Genomic DNA, 20286 nt, shown 5'->3' with positions numbered 1-20286 from the left:
CCTGCTCGCCGGCCCGCACACCCCGCAGCGCCGCAGATGCTCCCGGTGAAGTCTTCAGGGGGCGCCTGCCTACCACGCCCCACTCCAGGCGAGCGCCGCGGCCAGGGCCTCCCGGAGCTTCGCTACAGCCGCGCCGGGAAGTCGCTCAGTACGCGTTCTTCGAGAGGAAACCGCCGAGCGCCGTGCGCACGAGAATCTTCAGGTCCATCAGCAGGGACCAGTTCTCGATGTAGTACAGGTCGTACTCGATGCGCTTCTGGATGGAAGTCTGCCCGCGCAGGCCGTTGATCTGCGCCCAGCCGGTGATGCCCGCCTTCACCTTGTGACGCAGGTGGTAGCGCGGAATCTGCCGCTTGAACTCCTCGATGAAGACGGGGCGCTCGGGGCGCGGGCCCACGAGGCTCATGTCGCCCAGCAGCACGTTGAAGAACTGGGGCAGTTCATCCAGCGAGTACTTGCGCAGGAAGGTGCCAATGGACGTGCGGCGCGTGTCTCCCGGGCAGGCCATCATCGCACCGGAGTGCTCCGCGTCCACGCGCATGGTGCGGAACTTGAGGATGGGGAAGGTGCGCCCGTCCATGCCCATGCGCTCCTGGCGGAAGAGCACGGGGCCGCGGCTGCTCAGCCGCACCGCCAGCGCCGTGGCCAGCATCAGCGGCGAGGTGATGAGGATGGCCACCAGCGCGAAGAGGATGTCGAAGGCCCGCTTCGCCACCCGGCTCCAGCCCTCCATGGGGTCGCCCTGGAGGCGGATGATGGGCAGCCCGCCGAACTCCTCCAGGCCGCCGTAGAGGGTGATGTACTGGTACAGGTCCGGCACCACCCGGACGTCCACCGTGCGCAGCGCCAGCTGCTCCATCAACCGCTTCACGTGCGCCTGGTCCTCCAGGGGCAGCGCGATGATGACCTGGTCCACCGGCTGCGCGTCCAGCGTCGCATTCACCGAGTCCACGTGGCCGATGACGCGCACGCCGCCCACGTACTGGCCCACCTTCTCGGGCCGCAGCGTGAGCACGCCCGTCACGCGGAAGCCCAGCTCGCGGTGGCCCTCCACTGTCTCGATGACCCGCTGGCCCAGCTCCCCCGCGCCGATGACGAGGATGGACTTGAGGTTGTGGCCGCGCCGGCGGATTTCACTCAGCACCCAGCGGAACAAGAGCCGGTTGCACGTCACCAGCACGAAGGCGTAGCCGACGAAGATGACCAGCGTGAGGCGCGAGTAGCGCTCGCGCGCGAAGTACGTCGCCGCCACCAGGATGAGCGTCGCGGTGATGGTGGACTTGAAGACCTCGAACACCTCACCCGTGTTGGTGCGCGCCCGGTTCGTCGCGTACAGGCGCGACTGCTTGAAGGTCACCGGGAAGATGAACAACACCATCAGCAGCGAGACGAGCGTGTCGTCCCAGGGCGGAATCCCCTCGGTGATGGGGAACAGGCCGGAGAAACGCGTGGCGTACGCGAGGCCGAACGCCACCGCGAGCATCGCCATGTCCGCGACAATCTTGATGGACGTGTAGAACCGCTGGAGACGACTGAACACCGCGGGACTCCTGTAACCTGGTCAACGGGCGGCCCACCCCGCTGCAAGACTCGCACCCCATGACGACGAGCACGTGAATTGCCCAACACCCTGTGACGGGCGCGTGTCCTAGCACGGGAAAACGCGTGAAACCAATGGGTTGCAGTGACCCCTCCCCCACAGCGTGAGGTGGGAGACGGTGTCGGGCCACGGAAGCTGGAGGGGCGACTGACAGCGGCGTCACACCCCGGCGGCGCGGGCTGGGGAGGACTTCCCCAGCCTGAGGAGGTCCTCCACTTCGGCGAGCATGGCGCGCTGGAAGGCGGCGCGGCTGAAGCGCTCGGCCTGCGAGCGAGCGTCCTCGGGGCGGAAGCCGGGCTCCCACGCCTCGAACTGGCGCACGGCGGCGGCGAGCGCGGCGGGCGTCTGCTCGGAGAAGAAGAGGCCGGTGCGCGACGTCACCGTCTCCAGCACGCCGCCCTTGCCGTAGGCGATGACGGGGCGGCCGGTGGCCTGGGCCTCCAGCGGGGTGATGCCGAAGTCCTCCTCGGGCGTGAAGATGAGCGCGCGGGCGTCGCGGTAGAGGCCCGGCAGCGCGTCGTCGCTGACGTTGCCGAGGAAGCGGATGTGCGGCGGCACCGGCCCGGACATGAGGCGCGAAGCCTCCTGGCCCGTGCCCACCACCCACAGCGGGGCGCCCAACTCACGGAACGCCTCCAGCGCCACGTCCAGCCGCTTGTACGGAGCGAAGGCGCCGAGCCACAGGAAGTAGCCGCCCTGCCCGCCTCCCTCCAGCGGCTGCCGGGCGAAGCGCTCCAGGGCCACGGGCGGGTGGACGACGGAGGCGTCACGTCCCCAGAAGCGCTGAATCTTCCCGGCGATGTGGTGGCTGTTGGCGACGAAGCGGTGCACGCCCGAGGCCGTCTGACGGTCCCACCGCTGGAGCCACGGCCGCACCGCGTGGGCGGCGGCGCGCACGGGCAGCCGCGCGCGGCCCGGGCCGAAGTAGTCGTCGAAGAGGTCCCACATGTACCGCATGGGCGCGTGCACGTAGCTCAGGTGCGGCGTGCCCGGCGGGGTGCGCAGGCCCTTGGCGACGCAGTGGCTGGAGGAGAGGACCAGGTCGTAGTCGTCCTGGAGGCGCAGGGCTTCGATGGCGCGCGGCATCAGCGGAAGGAAGTGCCGGTAGCGCGCGTGGATGCCGGGGATGCGCTGGAGGAAGGACGTGAAGATGCGGCGGGACTCGATGGCCGGAGACTGGCTGCCGGGCTTGTGGACGAGGGTGTAGATGTCCGCGTCCGGGAGGACTTCGCAGAGCGCGTCGAGGACGCGTTCTCCCCCGCGGTGGGTGACGAGCCAATCGTGGACCAGGGCGACCTTCACGGGAGGGGCTTCTACCATCCGGAGTGCGCGGTTCCGAAAGGACTGATGGGCCGCTCGCCCGCCTGCCCCCCAAGAGGGCCCCACGTGTGGTACGCCGAGGGCCGTGGCCCACGTCCTCCTCGACCTGCGCATGGTGCGCGGCCGGCTGCATGGAATCGCACGGTACGCGCTGGAACTGGCGCGGCGGATGCCGGCGCTCGCGCCTGACTTGCGCTTCACCGCGCTGGTGGCGCCCCAGGGGCTGCCGGACGGGCTCGGAGACCTGACGCCGCCCATGCCGCTGCACCGCTCGCGGGCGGGCTTCCTCTCCCCCTTCGAGCAGCCCGCGCTGGTCGCGGACCTGATGAAGCTGAAGCCGGACGCGTTCCACGCCACCTCGTTCTCGATGCCGCTGTTCTGGGACGGGCGACTGGTGGCGACGCTGCACGACGCCAACCACCTGGCGCTGGCGGACCAGTACACGCCGGTGCAGTCCCTCTACTACCGCATGGTGGTGGGGCCGCGGGCGAAGCGGGCGTCGGCGCTGGTGACGGTGTCGGAGTTCTCCCGCGAGGAGCTGGCGAAGTACCTCCACCTGTCGCCGTACCGGTTTCAAGTCATCTACAACGGCGTGGACGCGCGCTTCCAGCCGGCGACGCCGGGCGAGGCGAAGGCCTTCCGCGAGCGGTACCAGCTGCCCGCGCGCTACGTGGCGGCGGTGGGCAACGCGAAGCGCTTCAAGAACCTGAAGCTGCTCAAGCACATCGCGCCGGAGCTGCCGGTGCCGGTGGTGCTGCTGGCGGGCAAGGGGTCGGTGGCGCACGAGCTGGGGCTGCACGAGAACGTGCTGGATTTGGAGGAACTGCCCGAGGCGGACATGCCGCTGTTCTACGGCGCGGCCTCGGCGCTGCTGCTGCCGTCGACGTACGAGGGCTTCGGCCTGCCCGCGCTGGAGGCCATGGCGACGGGCTGCCCGGTGCTGGCGGCGGATGCGACGGCGTTGCCGGAGGTGGTGGGCGCCGCGGCGCTGAAGCTGCCTCCGGACGACGCGGTGGCGTGGCGGGAGACGACGCTGCGCGTGCTGCGGGACGACGTGCTGCGGAGCGAGTTGATTGAGCTGGGCCGCGAGCGGGCCGCGCGCTTCACCTGGGACGACTGCGCGCGGCGCACGCTCGCGGTGTACCGGCGGGTGCTGGAGGCGCCTTCAGCTCCGAGCACTCGTGGCGGTTGAGTCGGGCCCATCACGCAGCACGCCACTGCCCTCGCACAGCCCCAGTCCCCACACGAGCGCGAAGGACAGGTGCACGCTGGAGTGGAACGGCAGGTAGTGCACCAGCGACAGCACGTGGAAGCCCACGAACGACAGCAGCGCGCCCGTGGCCGCCAATGAGCCCGCGCGGTGGCGGCGGATGAGCGCCCGTCCCAGCAGGCCGTGCATGCCCGCCAGCAGCACCAGCCCCACCAGCCCGGTCTCCGCCCAGGCCGTCAGCCAGAGGTTGTGCGAGTCGGTGGCCAGGAAGTCGTTGATGCCCGTCTGCGCCGCGGTGGCCATGGCCGCGGGCCGGTGGTTGCCGAAGCCCACGCCCGTCAGCGGGTGCTCGCGCACCAGAATCCACCCCACGGACATGGCCAGCTCGCGCTCGCCCCCGTAGACGTTGCCTACCGCCTTCCCCAGCCGCGCGCGCCATGCGGGTGACACCAGCACCGCCACCACCACCACGGCCAGCAACGCCAGCCCCACCCGGCGCGCCCGACCCTGCACGAGCAGCAGCAGCGCCACCACGCTGACAATCAGCGCCGCGCCCAGCGCCGCCCGCGCGAAGGCGTTGTAGATGGACACCAACATCCCCAGCACCACCACGCCCGCCACGGCCCGGCGCCGCGCCACCTCCGAGCCGCCCAGCACCGCCAGCGCCGGCCCCAGCGCGGCGATGGCTCCGTGCGCGAAGCGCAGCCGGTGGAAGAAGACGCCTCCTGCCGCATAGCGCGGGGAGGCTTCCGTGCCGAAGTTCTCATGCAGGCGCGAGACGCTCAGCTTGAGGAACGCGGGCGGCTCCCATGGCCACTTCACCCGGTTCTGGAACAGGCCCAGCGCCGCGGCCAGAAGCCACCCGCCCGCCACCACCGCCGCCAGCAGCATCCACGGCACGCCCACCGTGCCGATGCACGCCACCGCCGCGCCCGCCACCGTGTCCAGCACCTGCCCATAGCGCGAGCCCCGCGGCCACTTCTGCGCCGCGCCCGTCAGCAACGCCACCGCGGGCGACACGAGCTGCCACGCGCATAGCGCCAGGCTGGCCACCACGTACGCGCGGACGTCAGGCGCCAGCCGCAGTCGCTTCCGTGCCACCAGCACGCCCGCGAGCAGCACTGCCGCGCCCGCCGCCACCTGGAGCACGACTTCCGCCAGCACCAGTCCCACCGCCCACAACACGAGCACCCCGGCCACCGCGCGGCGCAGGCGTAGATCCACCGTCGGCGGAGGAGCGGAGGCCATGGGGGTCGACACGCTATCTCACCAGCACCCGGCCGCGAGGAAGGTGCAGCAATCCCTCGCGCCGCAGCCACACCGCTCCGGCCACCAGCATCAGGAGGAAGGCGGGCATCCACGCGGCCACGAAGGGCGACAGCCGCTCCGTCAACACCAGCGTCCGGCACACCACCATCAGCCCCCACATGGCCACCGCCGTGAGCAGCCCCTCGATGATGGCCGCAGTCAGGTGACCGCGGCGATTGGTCCGCAGCGCCAACCCTACGCCCAGCAGCGCCGCGGGCAACGCCGCCATGGGATAGGCGAACCGGTTGTGCAGCGCGAGCTCGAACTGGCGCGTCGCGAGCCCCACTTCCTTGCGCGCGGCAATCTGCTCCCGCAGCTCCGCCACGCGCATCTGCTCCGGCCGGCCCGGGCGGATGCGGAAGACATTGGCCGGCACGCCCAGGTCGTACTCAGCCTCGGCGAGCTGCTTCACGGACGTGCGGCCCCCACCGGGGAAGCTGCGGTCCACCACGTCCACCAGTCGCCAGCGCGTGCCCTCCTGCGAGTGCATCTCCGCCGCGTCCAGGCGCTGGCGCAGCTCGAAGTCCTTCGACACCGTGAAGATGGACACGTCACGGAAGCCGTCCTGCGCGCTGCCCGAGCGGAGGAAGAAGATGCGGTCCCCCCGCCGGAACCACTGCTTCGGCGTGTAGTAGAAGCGCCAGTCGCCTCCGCGGTTGAAGCGCTGGGTGGTGATTTCATCCACCCGCCGTCCCGCGTGCGTCGCCACCCACTCGTCGAAGGCCACCAGCCCCACGCACGCCGACAGCGAGCAGACGAGGATGGGTACGTACAGCGCGGACGGGCCGAACGTCAGGGCGCGGATGGCCGTCACCTCACCCTGCTTGCGCAGCGCGGACACCGCCGTCCCCGCTGCCAGCAGCAGCGCCGCCGGCCCCAGTTGCTGCACCGACACCAACGCCTTGTAGGCATACAGCTTCGCCGCGGCCTCCACCCAGCCGGGCCCGGTGTACGACTTCGCGCGGTCCACGAAGTCCACCACCACGAAGATGACGACCAGCCCCGTGAGGATGCCCAGGGCGAAGCGCAGGTACGTGCGCAGCACGTAGCCGAAGAGGGTGCCCTTCACCGGACCGTCCCCGAGCGGTTCACGCGGTACAGCGCCACCGCGCCCACCAGCATGAAGATGACGTTGGCCAGCTGCCCGGCCAACTCCACCGGCAGCTTCCCCTTCTGCCCCATCTGCTCGAAAGCGCGGCTCAGCAGGTAGTACAGGACGTAGCCGCCCAGCGTCAGCAGATAGCCCCAGGCCCGCCCCGACTGCCGGCGGCCGATGGCCAGAGGCGTGCCCAGCAGCGCGAAGGCGATGGGCGCCAGCGCGTTGCCCAGCCGGCTGTGCAGCGCCATGCGGAACGAGCGCGGGTCTCCGCCCTGCGCCTCGGCGTCATGCGCCGCCTGCATCAACTCCACGGGCGTCAGCTCCTCCTTCGCTGAGGTGAAGCGGCTGCGCTTGCCCATGGACACGCCCACGCCCACGCTGATCTCCGACTTGTCGAAGTGGATGACGCTGTAGTCCTCGCCCGCGCGCCCGGAGCGGTGGACCTCGCCGTCCTCCAGGGCGAAGCGCAGCACCTCGCCCTTGCCACTCACGCCCACCTGCCCGTGGTGCGCCAACACTAGCAGCGGCGCGCTCGCCTCGCGGTCGTCGTGCAGCAGCACGTTCGTCCACCGCCCGTCCGGGGACACCCGCTCCGCGTAGAGCGTCAAGTCACTGAGGTCCTCGTAGAAGACGCCGGACTTCACGTCGCCCACCACGTTCTTCCGGATGACCTCGCTCACCAATTCCTTCACCCCGGTGAGCCCCCAGGGCTGCGCGGTGGAGGTAATCAGGATCATCAGCGCGCTGAGCGCCGCGGCCACGCCCATCGGCGCGGCCAGCAGCCGCATCGGCCCCACGCCCAGCGACTGGAGCGCCGTCAGCTCCCGGTCTTCTCCCAGCCTCCCCAGCCCCAGGAGGATGGCCAGCAGGAAGGCGATGGGCAGCGCCATCATCAGGAAGTGCGGCGCCAGGTACGCAATCAACCGGCCCAGGTCCACCAGCGTCACCGAGGAGCCCAGCAACACATCCGTGCCCCGCAGGAACTGCATGACGAACAGGAGCAGGAACATGAACGCCACCCACACCCCGAGCGGCACCAGCAGCTCCCTGAGCAGGTAGCGAGAGACGCGGTTCACGGTGCGGCCTTCATCCCTCGCGCGCCGATGTCCCGGCGGAAGTGCATGCCCTCGAAGCGCACCGCCTCCGCCGCCGCGTAGGCCTTCTCACGCGCACTCGCGAGGTTGTCCCCTCGCGCGCACACCGTCAGCACCCGGCCGCCGCTCGTCACCAGCGCGCCGTGCTTCGCCTCCACGCCCGCGAGGAACACCATGGCGTCCGCCGGCACCGCGTCCAGCCCGTCGATGCGCTGGCCCTTCTTCGGCGCATCCGGGTAGCCCTGCGCGGCCAGCACCACGCCCACCGAAGCGCCCGGGTTGGACACCAGCGGCCGAGGCTCCAGCCGGCCCCGCGCGCACGCGTCCACCAGTGGCAGCAGGTCCTCGCCCAACTGCATCATCAGCACCTGCGTCTCCGGGTCGCCGAAGCGCGCGTTGAACTCCAGCACCTTCGGCCCGCTGCGCGTGAGCATCAGCCCCGCATACAGCACGCCCCGGAACGGTATTCCGCGCCGACGCAGCACGGCCAGCGTCGGGGCGACGACGCGCTCCCCCACCTCGGCCAGCTGCGCGTCGGTCAGGAAGGGCGCGGGGCTGTACGCGCCCATGCCGCCGGTGTTGGGCCCCGTGTCCCCGTCGCCCACCCGCTTGTGGTCCTGCGACAGCGGCAGCATGACGTAGCGCTCGCCGTCGCACAGGGCCATGGCGGAGACCTCCTCGCCCTCCAGCAGCTCCTCCAGGACCATCGTCTGGCCCGCCGCGCCCATGGCACCCACCGCGCGCACCGCCGCGCGGGCGGCCTCCACGTCGTGCGCCACGATGACACCCTTGCCCGCGGCCAGCCCGTCCGCCTTGACGACGATGCGGCCCTGCTCCACCGCGTAGGCCTCCGCCTGGGCCACGTCCGTGAAGGTGCGGAAGGCCGCGGTGGGCACGCCCGCCTCGGCCATGATTTCCTTCGCGAAGGCCTTGGAGCCCTCGATGAGGGCCGCGCCCGCCACCGGGCCGAAGCAGGGGATGCCGGCCTTCGCCAGCGCGTCCGCCACGCCCGCCACCAGCGGCGCCTCCGGCCCCACCACCACCAGGTCCACCGCCTCGCGCTTCGCCAGCGCCACCACCTCGTCCGGCACCTCGGCGTGCACCGGGACGTTGGTGGCCAGCCGCGCGGTGCCCGGGTTGCCGGGGCCGCACAGCAGCCGGGTGAGCCGGGGGCTCTGGGACAGCTTCCACGCGAGCGCGTGCTCACGGCCTCCGGAACCGAGCAGCAGGACCTTCACATCCACCTCACCGTTCCAATTGGTAGAGCATCCGCTTGGCGGGGAGGTACGACGGGTCCAACCCCACCACGCGCACCAGGGTGTCTCGTGCCACGTCGCGCCGCTGGGGCGCCTCCAGCTCCGCCAGCCGCGCCTGCGCCGACAACAGCCCGGGCGCCAGCTGCAGCGCGTCCCGGAGCGAGCGCTTGGCGGGCTCCACCTGCCGGGAGTCCGCCAGCGCGAGCCCCAGCGCCAGGTGGGCGATGGGCATCTGCCGGCCCTCCTCCGCCGCGCGCGCGCCCAGGGCCTTCGCCTCGGACGTGTTGCCGCGCTTGAGCGCGATGAGCGAGCGGTACGCGAGCGCGGCCGCGTTGTTCGCGTCCACCTCCAGCACGTCGCGGAAGTGCCGCTCGGCCGCGTCGACGTCGCCCTGGTGGAAGCGCAGCAGGCCCTCGTACAGGAGCGGGGACGGGTCCTCCGGCCCCTCGGCCAGCGCGAGGATGGCACCCTCCACGCCCTCCACCGTGTCGCGAGGCCGCAGCCAGAAGCGCGTCGCCACCGGCCGCGGCGCCAGCCGCATCGGGTCCGACTGGAGCGCCGGGTTGAGCGCGCGGAACGCGTCGTCCCGCCGCTTCGCGCTCGCGGAGGCCACGCCGGCCAGCAACTGCGCATCCAGCCTGCGCCCATCCAGCCGCACCGCCTCCTGGAAGCGCTCCACCGCCTCGGCGGGCTTCTTCTCCAGGAGCAGCAGCCGGCCCTCGAGCACCTTCTCCAGCGCGGCGTCGTCCAGGCGCCCCCGGAAGCCCGTGAAGTGCTCCCGCGCCCGCGCGGCATCGCGGCGGCCCAGGGCCACCAGGAAGACCTGGAGGTGCGCCTCGGGCAGGCCCTTCACCAGCGTCAGGGCCTCCTCGGCGGACTTCGCCGCCCCGTCCGCGTCGTTGGCGGAGCGCTGCGCGGACGCCAGGTGCACCAGCACCTCGGCCACCTCGGGGCTGTCGTAGCGGGAGCGGTTCTTCAGGAGCGCGCGCAGCTCGCGCACGGCGGCGGTGGGGTTGTCCTCCGACTGGTAGCGCAGCATGGCCAGCGGCAGCAGCGCGCGCAGCTCGGTGGCGTCCGCCTTCACGCGCGCCTCGTACAGCTTGCGCGCCTCCCCGTGCTCCCCCACCTCCTGGTAGATGCGCGACGTGGCCGCCAGGCTGTCCCAGTCCCCGGGGTTCGCCGCCAGGCGCTTGCGCAGCGTGTCCAGCGCGAGCGAGTACTCACCGGCCGACTCGTGCGCCAGCGCGCGGTAGTACGCCACGCGCTTGAGGTCCGGGGCCAACTTCTGCGCGTCGTCGAAGTGCGTGCGCGCCAGCTCGCGGGACGTGGACAGGAAGGCGCGGCCCAGCACCAGGTGTGCCTCCGCCTTCTGCGCGTCGGAGATGTCGGACAGGGCCAGCAGCTCCTCGGCCAGCTTGCGCGCCTGCTCCATCCGCTCCGGCTGCCGCGAGCGCGACAGCAGCAGGTTCGCGTTCGCCAGCAGCAGCGGCGCCGTGCGGCCGGAGCGCGTCTGCGCGGCCTCCACCAGCGCGCTCGCCTCCTGGAAGGTGGCGTCATCCATGCCCGAGCCACGCCCCAGCGCCAGCGCCTGCACGTAGCCGGCGATGGCCGCGTCGCTCTGCGGGTCCAGGAGCAGCGCCTGCTGGAAGGACTCCTCCGCCTCGCCGTACGCGAAGCGCTCGTCCCGGGCGAGCTGCTGCTGCCCCTCCGTCAGCTTCTCCGCGCTGGTGGTGCCGGTGAGCTCCTCCAGGTACTTCAGCTTCCAGCGCGACAGCGAGGCCTGCACCGCTTCCGGGACGGGCGGCGGCGCGGGTGGCTGCGCATTGCGGCGCACGCCCTCCTGATGCTTCGCGTAGAGGAAGTACGCCCCGGCGCCACCGCCGAGGAGCACCACCGCGAGCACCCCCGCGAGCACGCCCCGCCGTCCACCGGACGCGCGGCCCACGGACGGAAGCTGCGCGGTGCCCGTGCGCACCGCGGAGATGGTGGAGTTGCGCGCGCCGCTGCGGGGCTCGGGCCCCATGGACGGCGCGGCCGCGCGGGGACCGCTGCGGGGCTCCGGGCCCATGTCGGGGATGATGTCCGTGCTGATGGGGATGCGCGGGCTGCTGTTGCTCCTCGGCTCCGCGCCCAGCGCGGGGGCCGCGGAGGCACGTGGAGCGCTTCGAGGCTCGGGCGGCAGCGGAGACGCGGACGCGGAGCCCGCCTCCAGCGTCGTCATCTGCGGCAGGAAGTCCGCGCCCTCCGAAGCCGCGGGCGCGGGGCCCGGGGACGCCGCCGCGGCAGGCTGCCGCTGCCGGCAGGCATCGCAGATGCCGAGCGCCTGGTCGAAGGAGTCCGTCAGCGCCTTGCCACAAGAGCGGCAGCCGGCCGTGGCCGGCTTCCCGGCTGAGGCGGCGGGGGACGCCGCGCGCGGGGCGGAGGCACCACCGGGCGGAGGCACCACGGGCGTCGCGGGCACACGCGTCACCGAATCGGGAGGCGCGGAGGGAGGCGGCCCGAGGAAGTCGAGCAGCGGGTCCTCCGCGGCGGCGGCACCCGAGGCGGCCGGTGACGCGAGGCCGGGGGCCGCGAACGGGTCCACCGGCGGCGCGGACGCGGGGCTGGGAGACGGCATCGCGCCGAAGTCGGAGAACAGGTCCGAGCCCGGTGCGCCACCGCCCCCCTGCGCGGGACGAGGCGGCGCGGCGGCCGCCGGCCGGGGTGGAGCAGCCGCTGGCGCGGGCCGGGGCGGCGCGGCGGCGGCGGGCGGCGGCGAGCCGAAGTCGCCGAAGAGGTCATCCGCGGCCGGGGCGGCGGCGGGCGCTGCCTCCGGAGTGGGAGGAGCCGGGGTTGCGGGCGCCGCGGGCTGCGGCGTGGGAGCCGGCGCGCCAGCTGCGGGCGCGGCCGTGGGATCGCGCCGGACGAGCTGCAGGTGCCGGCAACGGGGACACTGCGCGCGAACGCCCTTGGCGGTGATCAGTCGATCATCGATCGCATAGGCGGCCGCGCATTTCTGACAGACGATGCGCATGACTCAGTGACGGAAGTGTCGCACTCCCGTCAGCACCATGGCCATCCCATGTTCGTCCGCGGCGGCGATAACCTCCGCGTCCCGGACCGAGCCGCCAGGGTGGACCACACATGTCGCACCGGCCCGGGCGGCCTCGTCCAGGCCGTCCCGGAAGGGGAAGAAGGCGTCCGAGGCCACGGCGCTCCCCTTGAGGGCCTCGCCGCCGCGCTTCATCGCGATGCGCACCGAGTCCACCCGGTTCGTCTGGCCGCCGCCCTGCGCGAGCAGCTGGTCCCCCGAGGAGAACACGATGGCGTTGCTCTTCACGTGCTTGCACACCTTCCAGGCGAAGCGGAGGGCCCGCTCCTCCTCCGGCGTGGGCGCGCGCTTGGAGACCACCTTCCAGCTGAGCGGGGGCTCGACGGCGTCCCGGTCCATGAGGAGCAGGCCGCCAGACACGCTCCGGGCGTCCAGCTGGGCCCTCGGCCGGGCCTGCGGCGAGGCGAGCGCGGGGCCCGCCTCCAGGAGCCGCAGGTTCTTCTTCGCCGCCAGCACCTGGAGCGCCGCGGCCGAGTAGGACGGCGCGATGACCGCCTCCAGGAAGGTCTCCGCCATCGCCTGGGCGGTGGCCTCATCCACCTCGCGGTTGAGGGCGACGATGCCGCCGAAGGCGGACACCTCGTCCACCGCGCGCGCCGTGCGGTACGCCTTCACCAGCACGTCATCCACCGACACGCCGCACGGGGTGTTGTGCTTGATGATGACCGCGCAGGGCTTCTCCGGGAACTCCAGCAGCAGCCCGAGCGCCGCATCCAGGTCGAGGATGTTGTTGTACGAGAGCTCCTTGCCCTGCAGCACCTTGGAGAAGGCCACCGTCGGCTCGGACGGCGCGGAGTGCTCGCGGTAGAAGGCGCCGCGCTGGTGCGGGTTCTCCCCGTACCTCAAGTCCTGCGCCTTCTGGTACGCCAGCGACAGCTCGCCCGGGAAGGGCTCGCCCGCGCCACCCGCCAGCCACGCGGAGATGGACGCGTCGTAGGCCGCCGTGTGCGCGAAGGCCTTGCGCATCAGCTTGCGCCGCGTCTCCTCGCCCACCGCCTTCTGCTGCTCCAGCTCCGCCAGCACCGCGGGGTAGTCGTCCGGGTCCACGACGACGGCGACGTGCCGGAAGTTCTTCGCGGACGCGCGCACCATCGCCGGCCCGCCGATGTCAATCTGCTCGATGACGTCCGCCTCGGCGGCGCCCGAGGCCACCGTCTGGCGGAACGGGTACAGGTTCACCGCGACGAGGGAGATGGGCTCGATGCCGTGCGCCTTCATCTCCGCCCGGTCGCTCTCCAGGTCCACGCGGCCCAGCAGGCCACCGTGGATGCGGGGGTGCAGCGTCTTCACGCGGCCACCGAGAATCTCGGGGCTCTGCGTGTGCTCGGACACCTTGGTGGCCGGGACGCCAGCGCCCTTGAGCGCCTCCAGCGTGCCTCCGGTGGAGAGCAACCGGAAACCCAGGCGAACGAGGCCCTGGGCGAAGGGGACCAGACCGCGCTTGTCGGAAACGCTGAGGAGAGCCAGCACGTGTGGGCCTCGGTGTGCGGGGAGCGGCGCGGTAGTAGCAACCACCCCCAGGGGTGTCAACGCAACACGTCGGCCTTCGTCGACGGGCGGAAGCCGCCCGGTTCTTCAGGGCTTGCGGGCCGAAACCGGGGGCTCGGCCTCGGTGGCCTCGCGCAGCTTCATGAGGCCACGCGTCTCCACCTGGCGGATGCGCTCGCGGGTGAGGTTCATGATTTCACCCACCTCCTCGAGCGTGATTCCACCCTTCTCCGCCACGTCCAGGGCGCAGGTGTGCTCGAGCTCCCAGATTTCCTTGTCGGGGAAGTTGAGCTTGATGGACCCCGTCTCCGGATTCACGTCCAGATAGAGGTTGTGCTTGCAGGAGACGAACATGCACGGGCGCGGGCCATTCACACAATCCGCGCGGGTGCGCGGCCGCGTGTCGTCCATCTGCTTCAGCAGGTCCGCCTCTTCCGGGTCCACCTGACCAGTCAGACGACGCCGTCGCAGGTCGCGCGCCATCTCCTTGCGCGACATCGTCTTGGAACGGCGGCGCTCCTGCGCCTGCTCCGTTTCCTGGTCCCCGCCCTCCTCCTGCAGTTGCTTCACTTCCGACATGTCCCCTCCACGTGAGGCCAGTCTACCCGGTTCCGGGCCGGCATCTTATTGCGAACGGATGGTTTCGTCTTCGCGTGCGGTTACTGCACTGCCCAGCCGGGCCACATCCCGGACCAGATCCTGCGCTCTTTGCCTCAGGGTTGCCAACTCCACCTCGAGGGTACGACGGTGCTCCCCTCCAAAGGCGCGGTCCCCCAGTTCCTCCTGGAACCCGTTCAATAGACCCGCCAGGTCCCGCTCCAGCTGGTCGATGTGGTTGGCATGGAAGACGTAGGAGCGCTTGATGTCCTCCAGGGTGTGCCCCTCCGCCATCATCTTCTTGATGACATTGATGCGGCGCACCGCTTCCACCGGGTAGAGCCCCCGGCTCCCCTGATGCTTCCCCTTGCGGCCCACCCGGCGGCTGCGCGGTAGCAACCCCGCCTGGACGTACTTGCGGAACGTCGCTTCCGACAGCCGCACGCCCCGAGGCCGGAAGATTTCCAGGATGGCGCTCGCGGGCAGGCCGCCCGCGTTCTCGCGCTCGATCCGAGCAATCTCGTCGGGAGCCAGCAGGTCCATCGATTCCATTGAATATAGGCTACTGAATGGGGGCCACTGAGTGCCAGAGCCGATCGCAAAGGTCAAGGTGGACCGCTACAGGGCTGATCGACACACGACGATTCGTGCGGCCCGGAGCCGGGGTGACGGAAGGCCGCCGGCGGCGCGCTCAGGAGGCCATGAGCGACCATTCAGGGCGGCGCGGAGGGAGCGCGGCCCCGGGGCTTCCGGCAACGTTCAGTGGATGACGATTCAGTGGGCCCTGGACGCGCGGAACTCGCGAAGCACCGACGTCCCGGCGGCGATGGTGACGTCGAAGCGCTTGCCCCCTGTGGGGTGCTCGAAGAGCAGCTTGTAGGTGCCCGGGGCGAGTTTGTAGGTGGCGCGCCCGGAGACTTCGCCCATGCGCTTCCCGTTGATGAAGACGGTGGCGTACGGCGAGGCCCGCACCTGGAGCGTACCGGTGGACGCGGCCGGCTGACTGTCCTGGGCGTCGGAAGCGGCGGGCCGGGAGTCTCCGGCGGTGGGCCGGGGCTCGGTGCCGAGCGCCTCCTCACGCTTCAGCCCGTCCACCTCGGCGGTGTCGGAGCCGGAGCTTCCGTCGCCACTGGCGGCCACGGCGGCGCTTTCCGTGGCGGAAGGCTGGGCGGGCACGTCGGCCTTCACTTCCGGCGCGGTGGCCGTGCCCGAGGTTCCGGCGGGCGGCGTCCCACCCGTCCCCGGCGCGGCCCTGGCGGAGCCCTCGCTGCCCGAAGCCGGAGCCGTCTTCCCGGTGGACGCCGACTCCGCGCGGAAGCGCATCACCGCCACGCCGCCGCCCAGGACGGCCAGGCCCACCGCCGCTGCCAGGGCCAGGGTCAGCGGGCGGCGTCGGGCCGCGGGCTTCACCGGGCCCGGTGCGTACGCGGGAAGGCCCCCGGACGGAGCGCGTCGCGCCGGGGCCGGAGCCTCGGCGGCGCCATGCGCTTCCAGTCCCTCCGGCTCGGTCGACGAGACTGTGTCCGGTGCTTCGTCGTCCGAAGAGTCCTCCAGCGAGGACGCACCGACGCCCGGGTCGACGGAAGGAACGTTCCTTCCAACGGAGGACACGCCTTCGGGCTGGCTCGGCCTCCGGCCACTGACGGACGAAACGCCCTCGGGCCGGCTGGGCTTCCTGCCACTAACGGACGAAACGCCCTCCGGCCGGCTGGGCTTCCTGCCACCGACGGAAGCCACCCCCTCCGGCGGACTCGGCCTCTTGCCCTCAACGGAAGACACCCCTTCGAGCTCGCTCGACGACCTGCCACTGGACGGCGTACCACTCCGCACCCCGGCGTCACTCCCCTCCCCCGTCACGGCGGGAGTGCCCTCCGGACGGCTCGGCCGCACCGTGGCGATGGGCGCGGCCAGCGGCGGCATGGGTCGGGACACCGGCGAGGACGCCACCGCCGGCAGCGGCATCATCGGCGTGGCCATGGGCGGCAGCGGCACGGACAGCGCGGCGTCCGCCTCGTCCCGGCGCGGCAGCACGTAGGTGGGCGCGTTGATGTCCTCGTCCGGAGTGGGCGCCACCGCCACGCCCCGCCCGCTCGAGACACCCGGCATCACCGCCGTGGGCTCTCGCGGCACCTGGACGCGCACGTCGGCGCCGGGAGGCACCGGGGCGTCCTCCACGTGCGTCCGCTCCTGCACCGTGGGCATGGCCTGGGTGAGGGTGGTGGGGAACAGGCGCCGCATGAAGACGCTCAGGTCCGTGTCGTCCACCGTCTTCGCGTGCTTCAGCACGCACTGAGCCAGCGCGCGCTCCAACTCCCCCGCCGTCTGGAAGCGGGCCGCCGGGTCCCGGTCCAGCGCGCGCACGACGACGGCGTCCAGGTCCTCCGGCACGTCCGGGTTGAGGCGGGCCGGAGGCGGAATGGCGCTCTGCTGCACCGCGCGCAGCACCGCCACCTCGGAGTCCCCGTCGAACAGCCGCCCGCCGGTGAGCATCTCCCACAGCACCACGCCCAGCGCGAAGATGTCCGTGCGCGCGTCCACGGCCTCGCCGCGGGCCTGCTCGGGGGACATGTACGCGAACTTGCCCTTGAGCACGCCGGGCTGCGTGAGCTTGTTGCCCGCCTTGGCGATGCCGAAGTCGGTCAGCTTCACCGCGCCGTCGTAGGACAGCAGCACGTTGTGCGGGGTGACGTCCCGGTGCACCAGGTCCAGCGGCTGCCCGTTCACCTTCACCCGGTGCGCGTAGTGCAGCCCGCGCGCCACCTCCACGCCGATGTGCGCCACCATCACCGGCGGCACCGGCTCCATCAACTCCTTGCACCGCTTGCGCAGCTCCCACAGCGAGCAGCCGCGCACGTACTCCATGGCCAGGTAGTACGTGTCCTCGTGCTTGTCGAAGTCGAAGATCTGCACCACGTTGGCGTGGTTGAGCCGGGAGGCCAGGCGCGCCTCGGCGATGAACATCCCGACGAACTCCGGGTCGCTCGCGAGGAAGGCGCGCACCCGCTTGATGACGACCTCCTTCTCGAAGCCCTCAGCGCCCCGGGCCGTGCACAGGTAGATCTCCGCCATCCCGCCCTCGGCGAGCTTGCGGCGGACGACGTACTTGCCGATGTGGGTGCCGGCTTCGAGCGTCAAGGGAGCATCCGGAGGTGGGCCTAGTCGAACTTCACGTTCACCACGTTGAGGTCGATGGGCTTTACCTCGATACGTCGGTTGAGCGTCTTCTTGAGCTCGGGGTTGAAGAACCGGCAGTCATGCGTGCCCACCCGCAGCTCGACGACGTCGAACGGCGTCTCGCCCAGGCGCTTCCCGCTGCACGTCACCTGCGCCCAGGGCTGCACCGCGAAGCGGACCCGGGCCATGCCCGAGCGGCTCCGCGCCCCGGGGCTCGCGCCCGTCGCCCGCGGGTCCGGCTCCAGCACGAAGCGCTCCACCTGCTCGGGCCCCGTCCCCACCATCACCGCGCGCACCAGCGGATGGTGCCTCGCCGCCTCCACCCGCACCGCCACCTCGCGCCCCGGCGCGACGGACATCTCGGCTGGCGCGTCTCCCTGCGGCTGGCCGTCCACGAAGACGAGCGCCTCCGCGGGCTCCGTCTCCACCCGCAGCCGCACCGGAGCGGGAGCCCCCGTCCTCGTCGACCCGGGCGGCGGAACAGCCTCCCCGCGAGGCGAAGCGGGCGCGGGCTTCGGCGCCACCGGCACCAGCCGCAGCAGCCCGGCGGACGCCGCGCCCGTGGCCGGAACCTCCACCGTCGTCTGCAAGACCTCGTAGCCGTCCCGGCTCACCTCGACGGGGTACTGCCCGGCCGGCACCGGCGGCAGCACCAGCGGCGTCTTCTCCGCGAGCGGCTGGCCGTTGAAGACCACGGTGGCCCCGGGCGGCAGCGTCTCCAGCCGCACCGTGGCGGGCGGAGTCTTCGGCCAGGCCCACAGCAGCACGGCCACCGCGACGACCCCCGCAATCCCCACTCCTGCCATCCACCCCCAGCGCCGCGGCTGCGCCCCCGGAGGGATGGCCGTGTCCGTGCGCGTCTGCGGAGCCCGGGCCGGGCGGGACAGGCCCAGCGACAGCGTGGGCGCGTCCTCCTCCGCCTCGTTGTCCTGCGGCACCTGCACCACCACGCGCGAGGCGCGCACCACCTCCGGCATCGCTAGCGTGGGGGCGTCCTCCTCCGCCTCGTTCTCCACGGGGACGGGCAGCACGATGCGCGAGGAGCGCACCTCCGGCATCGCCAGCGTGGGGCCGTCCTCCTCCACGTGGATGGGATACGGCGGGCCCGCTTCGAACCGGCCCGTGTGGGGCGTCGGCACCCGGGACGCCGGGCGCACGTCCGGTACCGGCGGCAGGGGCTCCACGTCCAGCTTCACGTCCGTCAGCGTCCCCCGCGTGGCGGCGCGGCCATCCAGCGTCGGCGCCTCCTCCTCCACGCGAGGCGGCATCGGCGGCACCACGCCCACTCCCGCGCGAGAGGGGCGCTCCCCCGAGGCCGACTCCACCACGCGCCGTGCTCCCGTCGTCCGGGACGCGGGGCGCTCCGGCTCGGGCTCTGCTTCCGGGCGACGCGACGGGCGAGGGCGCAGCGCGGCCGTGGCGTCCTCCGGCACCGGACCGGAACGCGGCGCCGGACGCAGGCCCGTGCGCCGCGACGAGGCGTCCGCGCGCGGAGGCGGCGAAGGCGCCTCCGAGTCCTCCACCTGCACCTCGCCCGAGCGGGCCTCCGCGGCCAGCCGCTCCGCGTACAGCTCCTTCATGTACGCGGACAGGTGCGCGGGCGACGACGGCTGCCGGTTCGCGGCCAGCCATGCCTCCAACGCGGCCTGGAGCTGCGCCGCCTCCTGGTAGCGGTCGGCCGGGTCCTTCGCGAGCGCCTTGAGGACGATGGCGTCCAGGTCCTGCGGCACGCGCGTCGTCACCTGCGAGGGCGGCAGCACGCGGCACTCGGACACCGCCGACAGCGTCTGGATGTCGCTGGTGCGCTTGAACAGGCGCATCCCGGTGAGCAGCTCGTACAGCACCACGCCCAGAGCGAAGATGTCCGAGCGGCAGTCCACGCGCAGCCCGGCCGCCTGCTCCGGGGACATGTACGAGTACTTCCCCTTCAGCACCCCGGAGCGCGTAATCGTCGCCTGGTCCGCCGCCTTGGCGATGCCGAAGTCCACCACCTTCACGCCGCCGTCGAACGTCACCAGGATGTTCTGCGGGGACACGTCGCGGTGGACGATGCCCAGCGGCCGCCCCGTCGTCGGGTCCGTGCGCTTGTGCGCGTAGTCCAGGCCCGCGCTCGCCTCGATGAGGATGCGGCACACCAGCGGCACCGGGAGTGGCATTCCCCGCGACTCGGAGTGCCTCCACAGCTTCCGCAGGTCCTCGCCGTGGATGTACTCCATGGCGATGAAGAACGAGTCGTCCTGCGCGCCCAGGTCGAAGATCTGCACGACGTTCGCGTGGTTGAGCCGCGCGGCGATGCGCGCCTCATCCAGGAACATCTTCACGAAGTCGTCGTTCTCCGTGAGGTGCGGGAGGATCCGCTTCACGACCAGCAGCTTCTCGCCGTCGGGGCCCGGGCGGCGCGCGAGGTAGATCTGCGCCATCCCGCCCGTGGCGAGACGCTTCAGGAGCTGGTACCTGCCATAGGTTTCGATTGACACGGCGACCTGACCGCTCCCCCTGGCCTGCCACCAACCGTGGCCCCGGGGTCCGAACGCGGAGAGGTCCCGAGCGTAAGCGCACAGGACAGAGGGGTCAAACGTCCGAACGACGTTGCGGACCCGACCTGCCGGTTACCGCCGGGCGGCCCGTACCTCGCGGGTCTCCCGCATCAGCGCCTCCAGCTCGTCCAGGTGCCGCTTCAGCACCGGCATCAGCACCGGGGCCACATCCACCCGGTCGAACAGGTCCAGCACCCGGTCCACCTTGCGCTCGATTTCCTGCGCCCGCGCCGGGCTGATGCGGCGGAGCAGCATGTCCGCGCCCGCCTCCATCAACACCCGCGCCACGGCATCCCGGGAAGCGAGCGGTTCTTCTCTCCGCTGCCCCTCGCCCCGGATGACGCGCAGTCCGGGCGCGCGCACCGGCGCGCGGGCCGCGGTCGTCATCGTTCCTTCGGAATCACGGGAGCTCACCGGGTGCCTCCTCGGCAGCAACGGGTACGACCTCAGGGTACACACCGTGAGGGACCCTCCAATTTTCTGGTCATTCGCACAGGCAAGTGCAGACCTGT

General features: G+C 71.9%; 14 protein-coding genes. 1 reads left to right on the top strand and 13 read right to left on the bottom strand.

Translation table 11 applies throughout. The annotated features are described in order from the left end of the window. Window positions 1-145: 145 nt before the first annotated feature. Window positions 146-1540, bottom strand: a complete 1395-nt coding sequence (locus G4D86_RS28465; protein ID WP_163997199.1) for an undecaprenyl-phosphate glucose phosphotransferase — start codon at window positions 1538-1540, stop codon at window positions 146-148. 219 nt (window positions 1541-1759) lie between these two features. After that, the gene (locus G4D86_RS28460) at window positions 1760-2902 is read right to left on the bottom strand and encodes a glycosyltransferase (protein WP_163997198.1); all 1143 of its coding nucleotides are present in this window, start codon (window positions 2900-2902) and stop codon (window positions 1760-1762) included. A 103-nt stretch (window positions 2903-3005) separates the two neighbouring features. Between G4D86_RS28460 and G4D86_RS28455 the strand changes: the two genes are divergently transcribed. Next, complete coding sequence (locus tag G4D86_RS28455; protein ID WP_420821868.1) at window positions 3006-4112, top strand: glycosyltransferase family 4 protein; 1107 nt, start codon at window positions 3006-3008, stop codon at window positions 4110-4112. Here G4D86_RS28455 and G4D86_RS28450 read toward each other — a convergent pair. The 11 genes from G4D86_RS28450 to G4D86_RS28400 form a co-directional block, all read right to left on the bottom strand. After that, window positions 4086-5390 carry an O-antigen ligase family protein gene (locus tag G4D86_RS28450; RefSeq protein WP_420821867.1) on the bottom strand — a complete coding sequence of 435 codons (1305 nt, stop codon included), beginning with the start codon at window positions 5388-5390 and terminating at the stop codon, window positions 4086-4088. The two genes, G4D86_RS28455 and G4D86_RS28450, sit on opposite strands and share 27 nt — an antisense overlap. 1 nt (window position 5391) lies before the next feature. Beyond that, window positions 5392-6507: an LptF/LptG family permease gene (locus G4D86_RS28445; RefSeq protein WP_163997197.1), complete on the bottom strand. Its 1116-nt coding sequence runs from the start codon at window positions 6505-6507 to the stop codon at window positions 5392-5394. Next, complete coding sequence (locus tag G4D86_RS28440) at window positions 6504-7613, bottom strand: LptF/LptG family permease (protein ID WP_163997196.1); 1110 nt, start codon at window positions 7611-7613, stop codon at window positions 6504-6506. Before G4D86_RS28440 ends, G4D86_RS28445 begins: the two co-directional genes overlap by 4 nt. After that, window positions 7610-8875, bottom strand: a complete 1266-nt coding sequence (gene purD / locus G4D86_RS28435; RefSeq protein WP_163997195.1) for a phosphoribosylamine--glycine ligase — start codon at window positions 8873-8875, stop codon at window positions 7610-7612. The genes G4D86_RS28440 and purD overlap by 4 nt, the downstream gene beginning before the upstream one ends. A 1-nt stretch (window position 8876) precedes the next feature. Then, window positions 8877-11900 (bottom strand): zinc-ribbon domain-containing protein, encoded by a 3024-nt coding sequence (locus G4D86_RS28430; protein ID WP_163997194.1) that lies wholly within the window; start codon window positions 11898-11900, stop codon window positions 8877-8879. Between the two features lie 3 nt (window positions 11901-11903). Continuing rightward, the gene (gene purH / locus G4D86_RS28425) at window positions 11904-13448 is read right to left on the bottom strand and encodes a bifunctional phosphoribosylaminoimidazolecarboxamide formyltransferase/IMP cyclohydrolase (RefSeq protein ID WP_163997193.1); all 1545 of its coding nucleotides are present in this window, start codon (window positions 13446-13448) and stop codon (window positions 11904-11906) included. A 105-nt stretch (window positions 13449-13553) separates the two neighbouring features. Continuing rightward, window positions 13554-14045 carry a sigma factor-like helix-turn-helix DNA-binding protein gene (locus G4D86_RS28420; RefSeq protein WP_163997192.1) on the bottom strand — a complete coding sequence of 164 codons (492 nt, stop codon included), beginning with the start codon at window positions 14043-14045 and terminating at the stop codon, window positions 13554-13556. Between the two features lie 45 nt (window positions 14046-14090). Continuing rightward, window positions 14091-14615: a MerR family transcriptional regulator gene (locus G4D86_RS28415; RefSeq protein ID WP_163997191.1), complete on the bottom strand. Its 525-nt coding sequence runs from the start codon at window positions 14613-14615 to the stop codon at window positions 14091-14093. 222 nt (window positions 14616-14837) lie between these two features. After that, window positions 14838-17198 (bottom strand): serine/threonine protein kinase, encoded by a 2361-nt coding sequence (locus G4D86_RS53900; protein ID WP_163997190.1) that lies wholly within the window; start codon window positions 17196-17198, stop codon window positions 14838-14840. Between the two features lie 20 nt (window positions 17199-17218). Next, on the bottom strand, window positions 17219-19714 hold the full coding sequence (locus G4D86_RS28405) for a serine/threonine-protein kinase (RefSeq protein WP_205519784.1): 2496 nt from the start codon (window positions 19712-19714) through the stop codon (window positions 17219-17221). Between the two features lie 132 nt (window positions 19715-19846). Beyond that, window positions 19847-20233: a hypothetical protein gene (locus G4D86_RS28400; protein WP_163997189.1), complete on the bottom strand. Its 387-nt coding sequence runs from the start codon at window positions 20231-20233 to the stop codon at window positions 19847-19849. Window positions 20234-20286 lie beyond the last annotated feature (53 nt).

This window comes from Pyxidicoccus caerfyrddinensis, from assembly GCF_010894405.1.
Classification (GTDB): Bacteria; Myxococcota; Myxococcia; order Myxococcales; family Myxococcaceae; genus Myxococcus; species Myxococcus caerfyrddinensis.
Note: the sequence above shows the minus strand (reverse complement) of the source record. Positions and strands in the feature narration are given on the sequence as shown.

What these genes read in the sequence shown, in the direction of transcription:
- G4D86_RS28420 (WP_163997192.1), bottom strand. Translation starts at nt 14,045, where the DNA reads ATGTCGGAAGTGAAGCAACTGCAGGAGGAGGGCGGGGACCAGGAAACG.
- G4D86_RS28430 (WP_163997194.1), bottom strand. Translation starts at nt 11,900, where the DNA reads ATGCGCATCGTCTGTCAGAAATGCGCGGCCGCCTATGCGATCGATGAT.
- G4D86_RS28415 (WP_163997191.1), bottom strand. Translation starts at nt 14,615, where the DNA reads ATGGAATCGATGGACCTGCTGGCTCCCGACGAGATTGCTCGGATCGAG.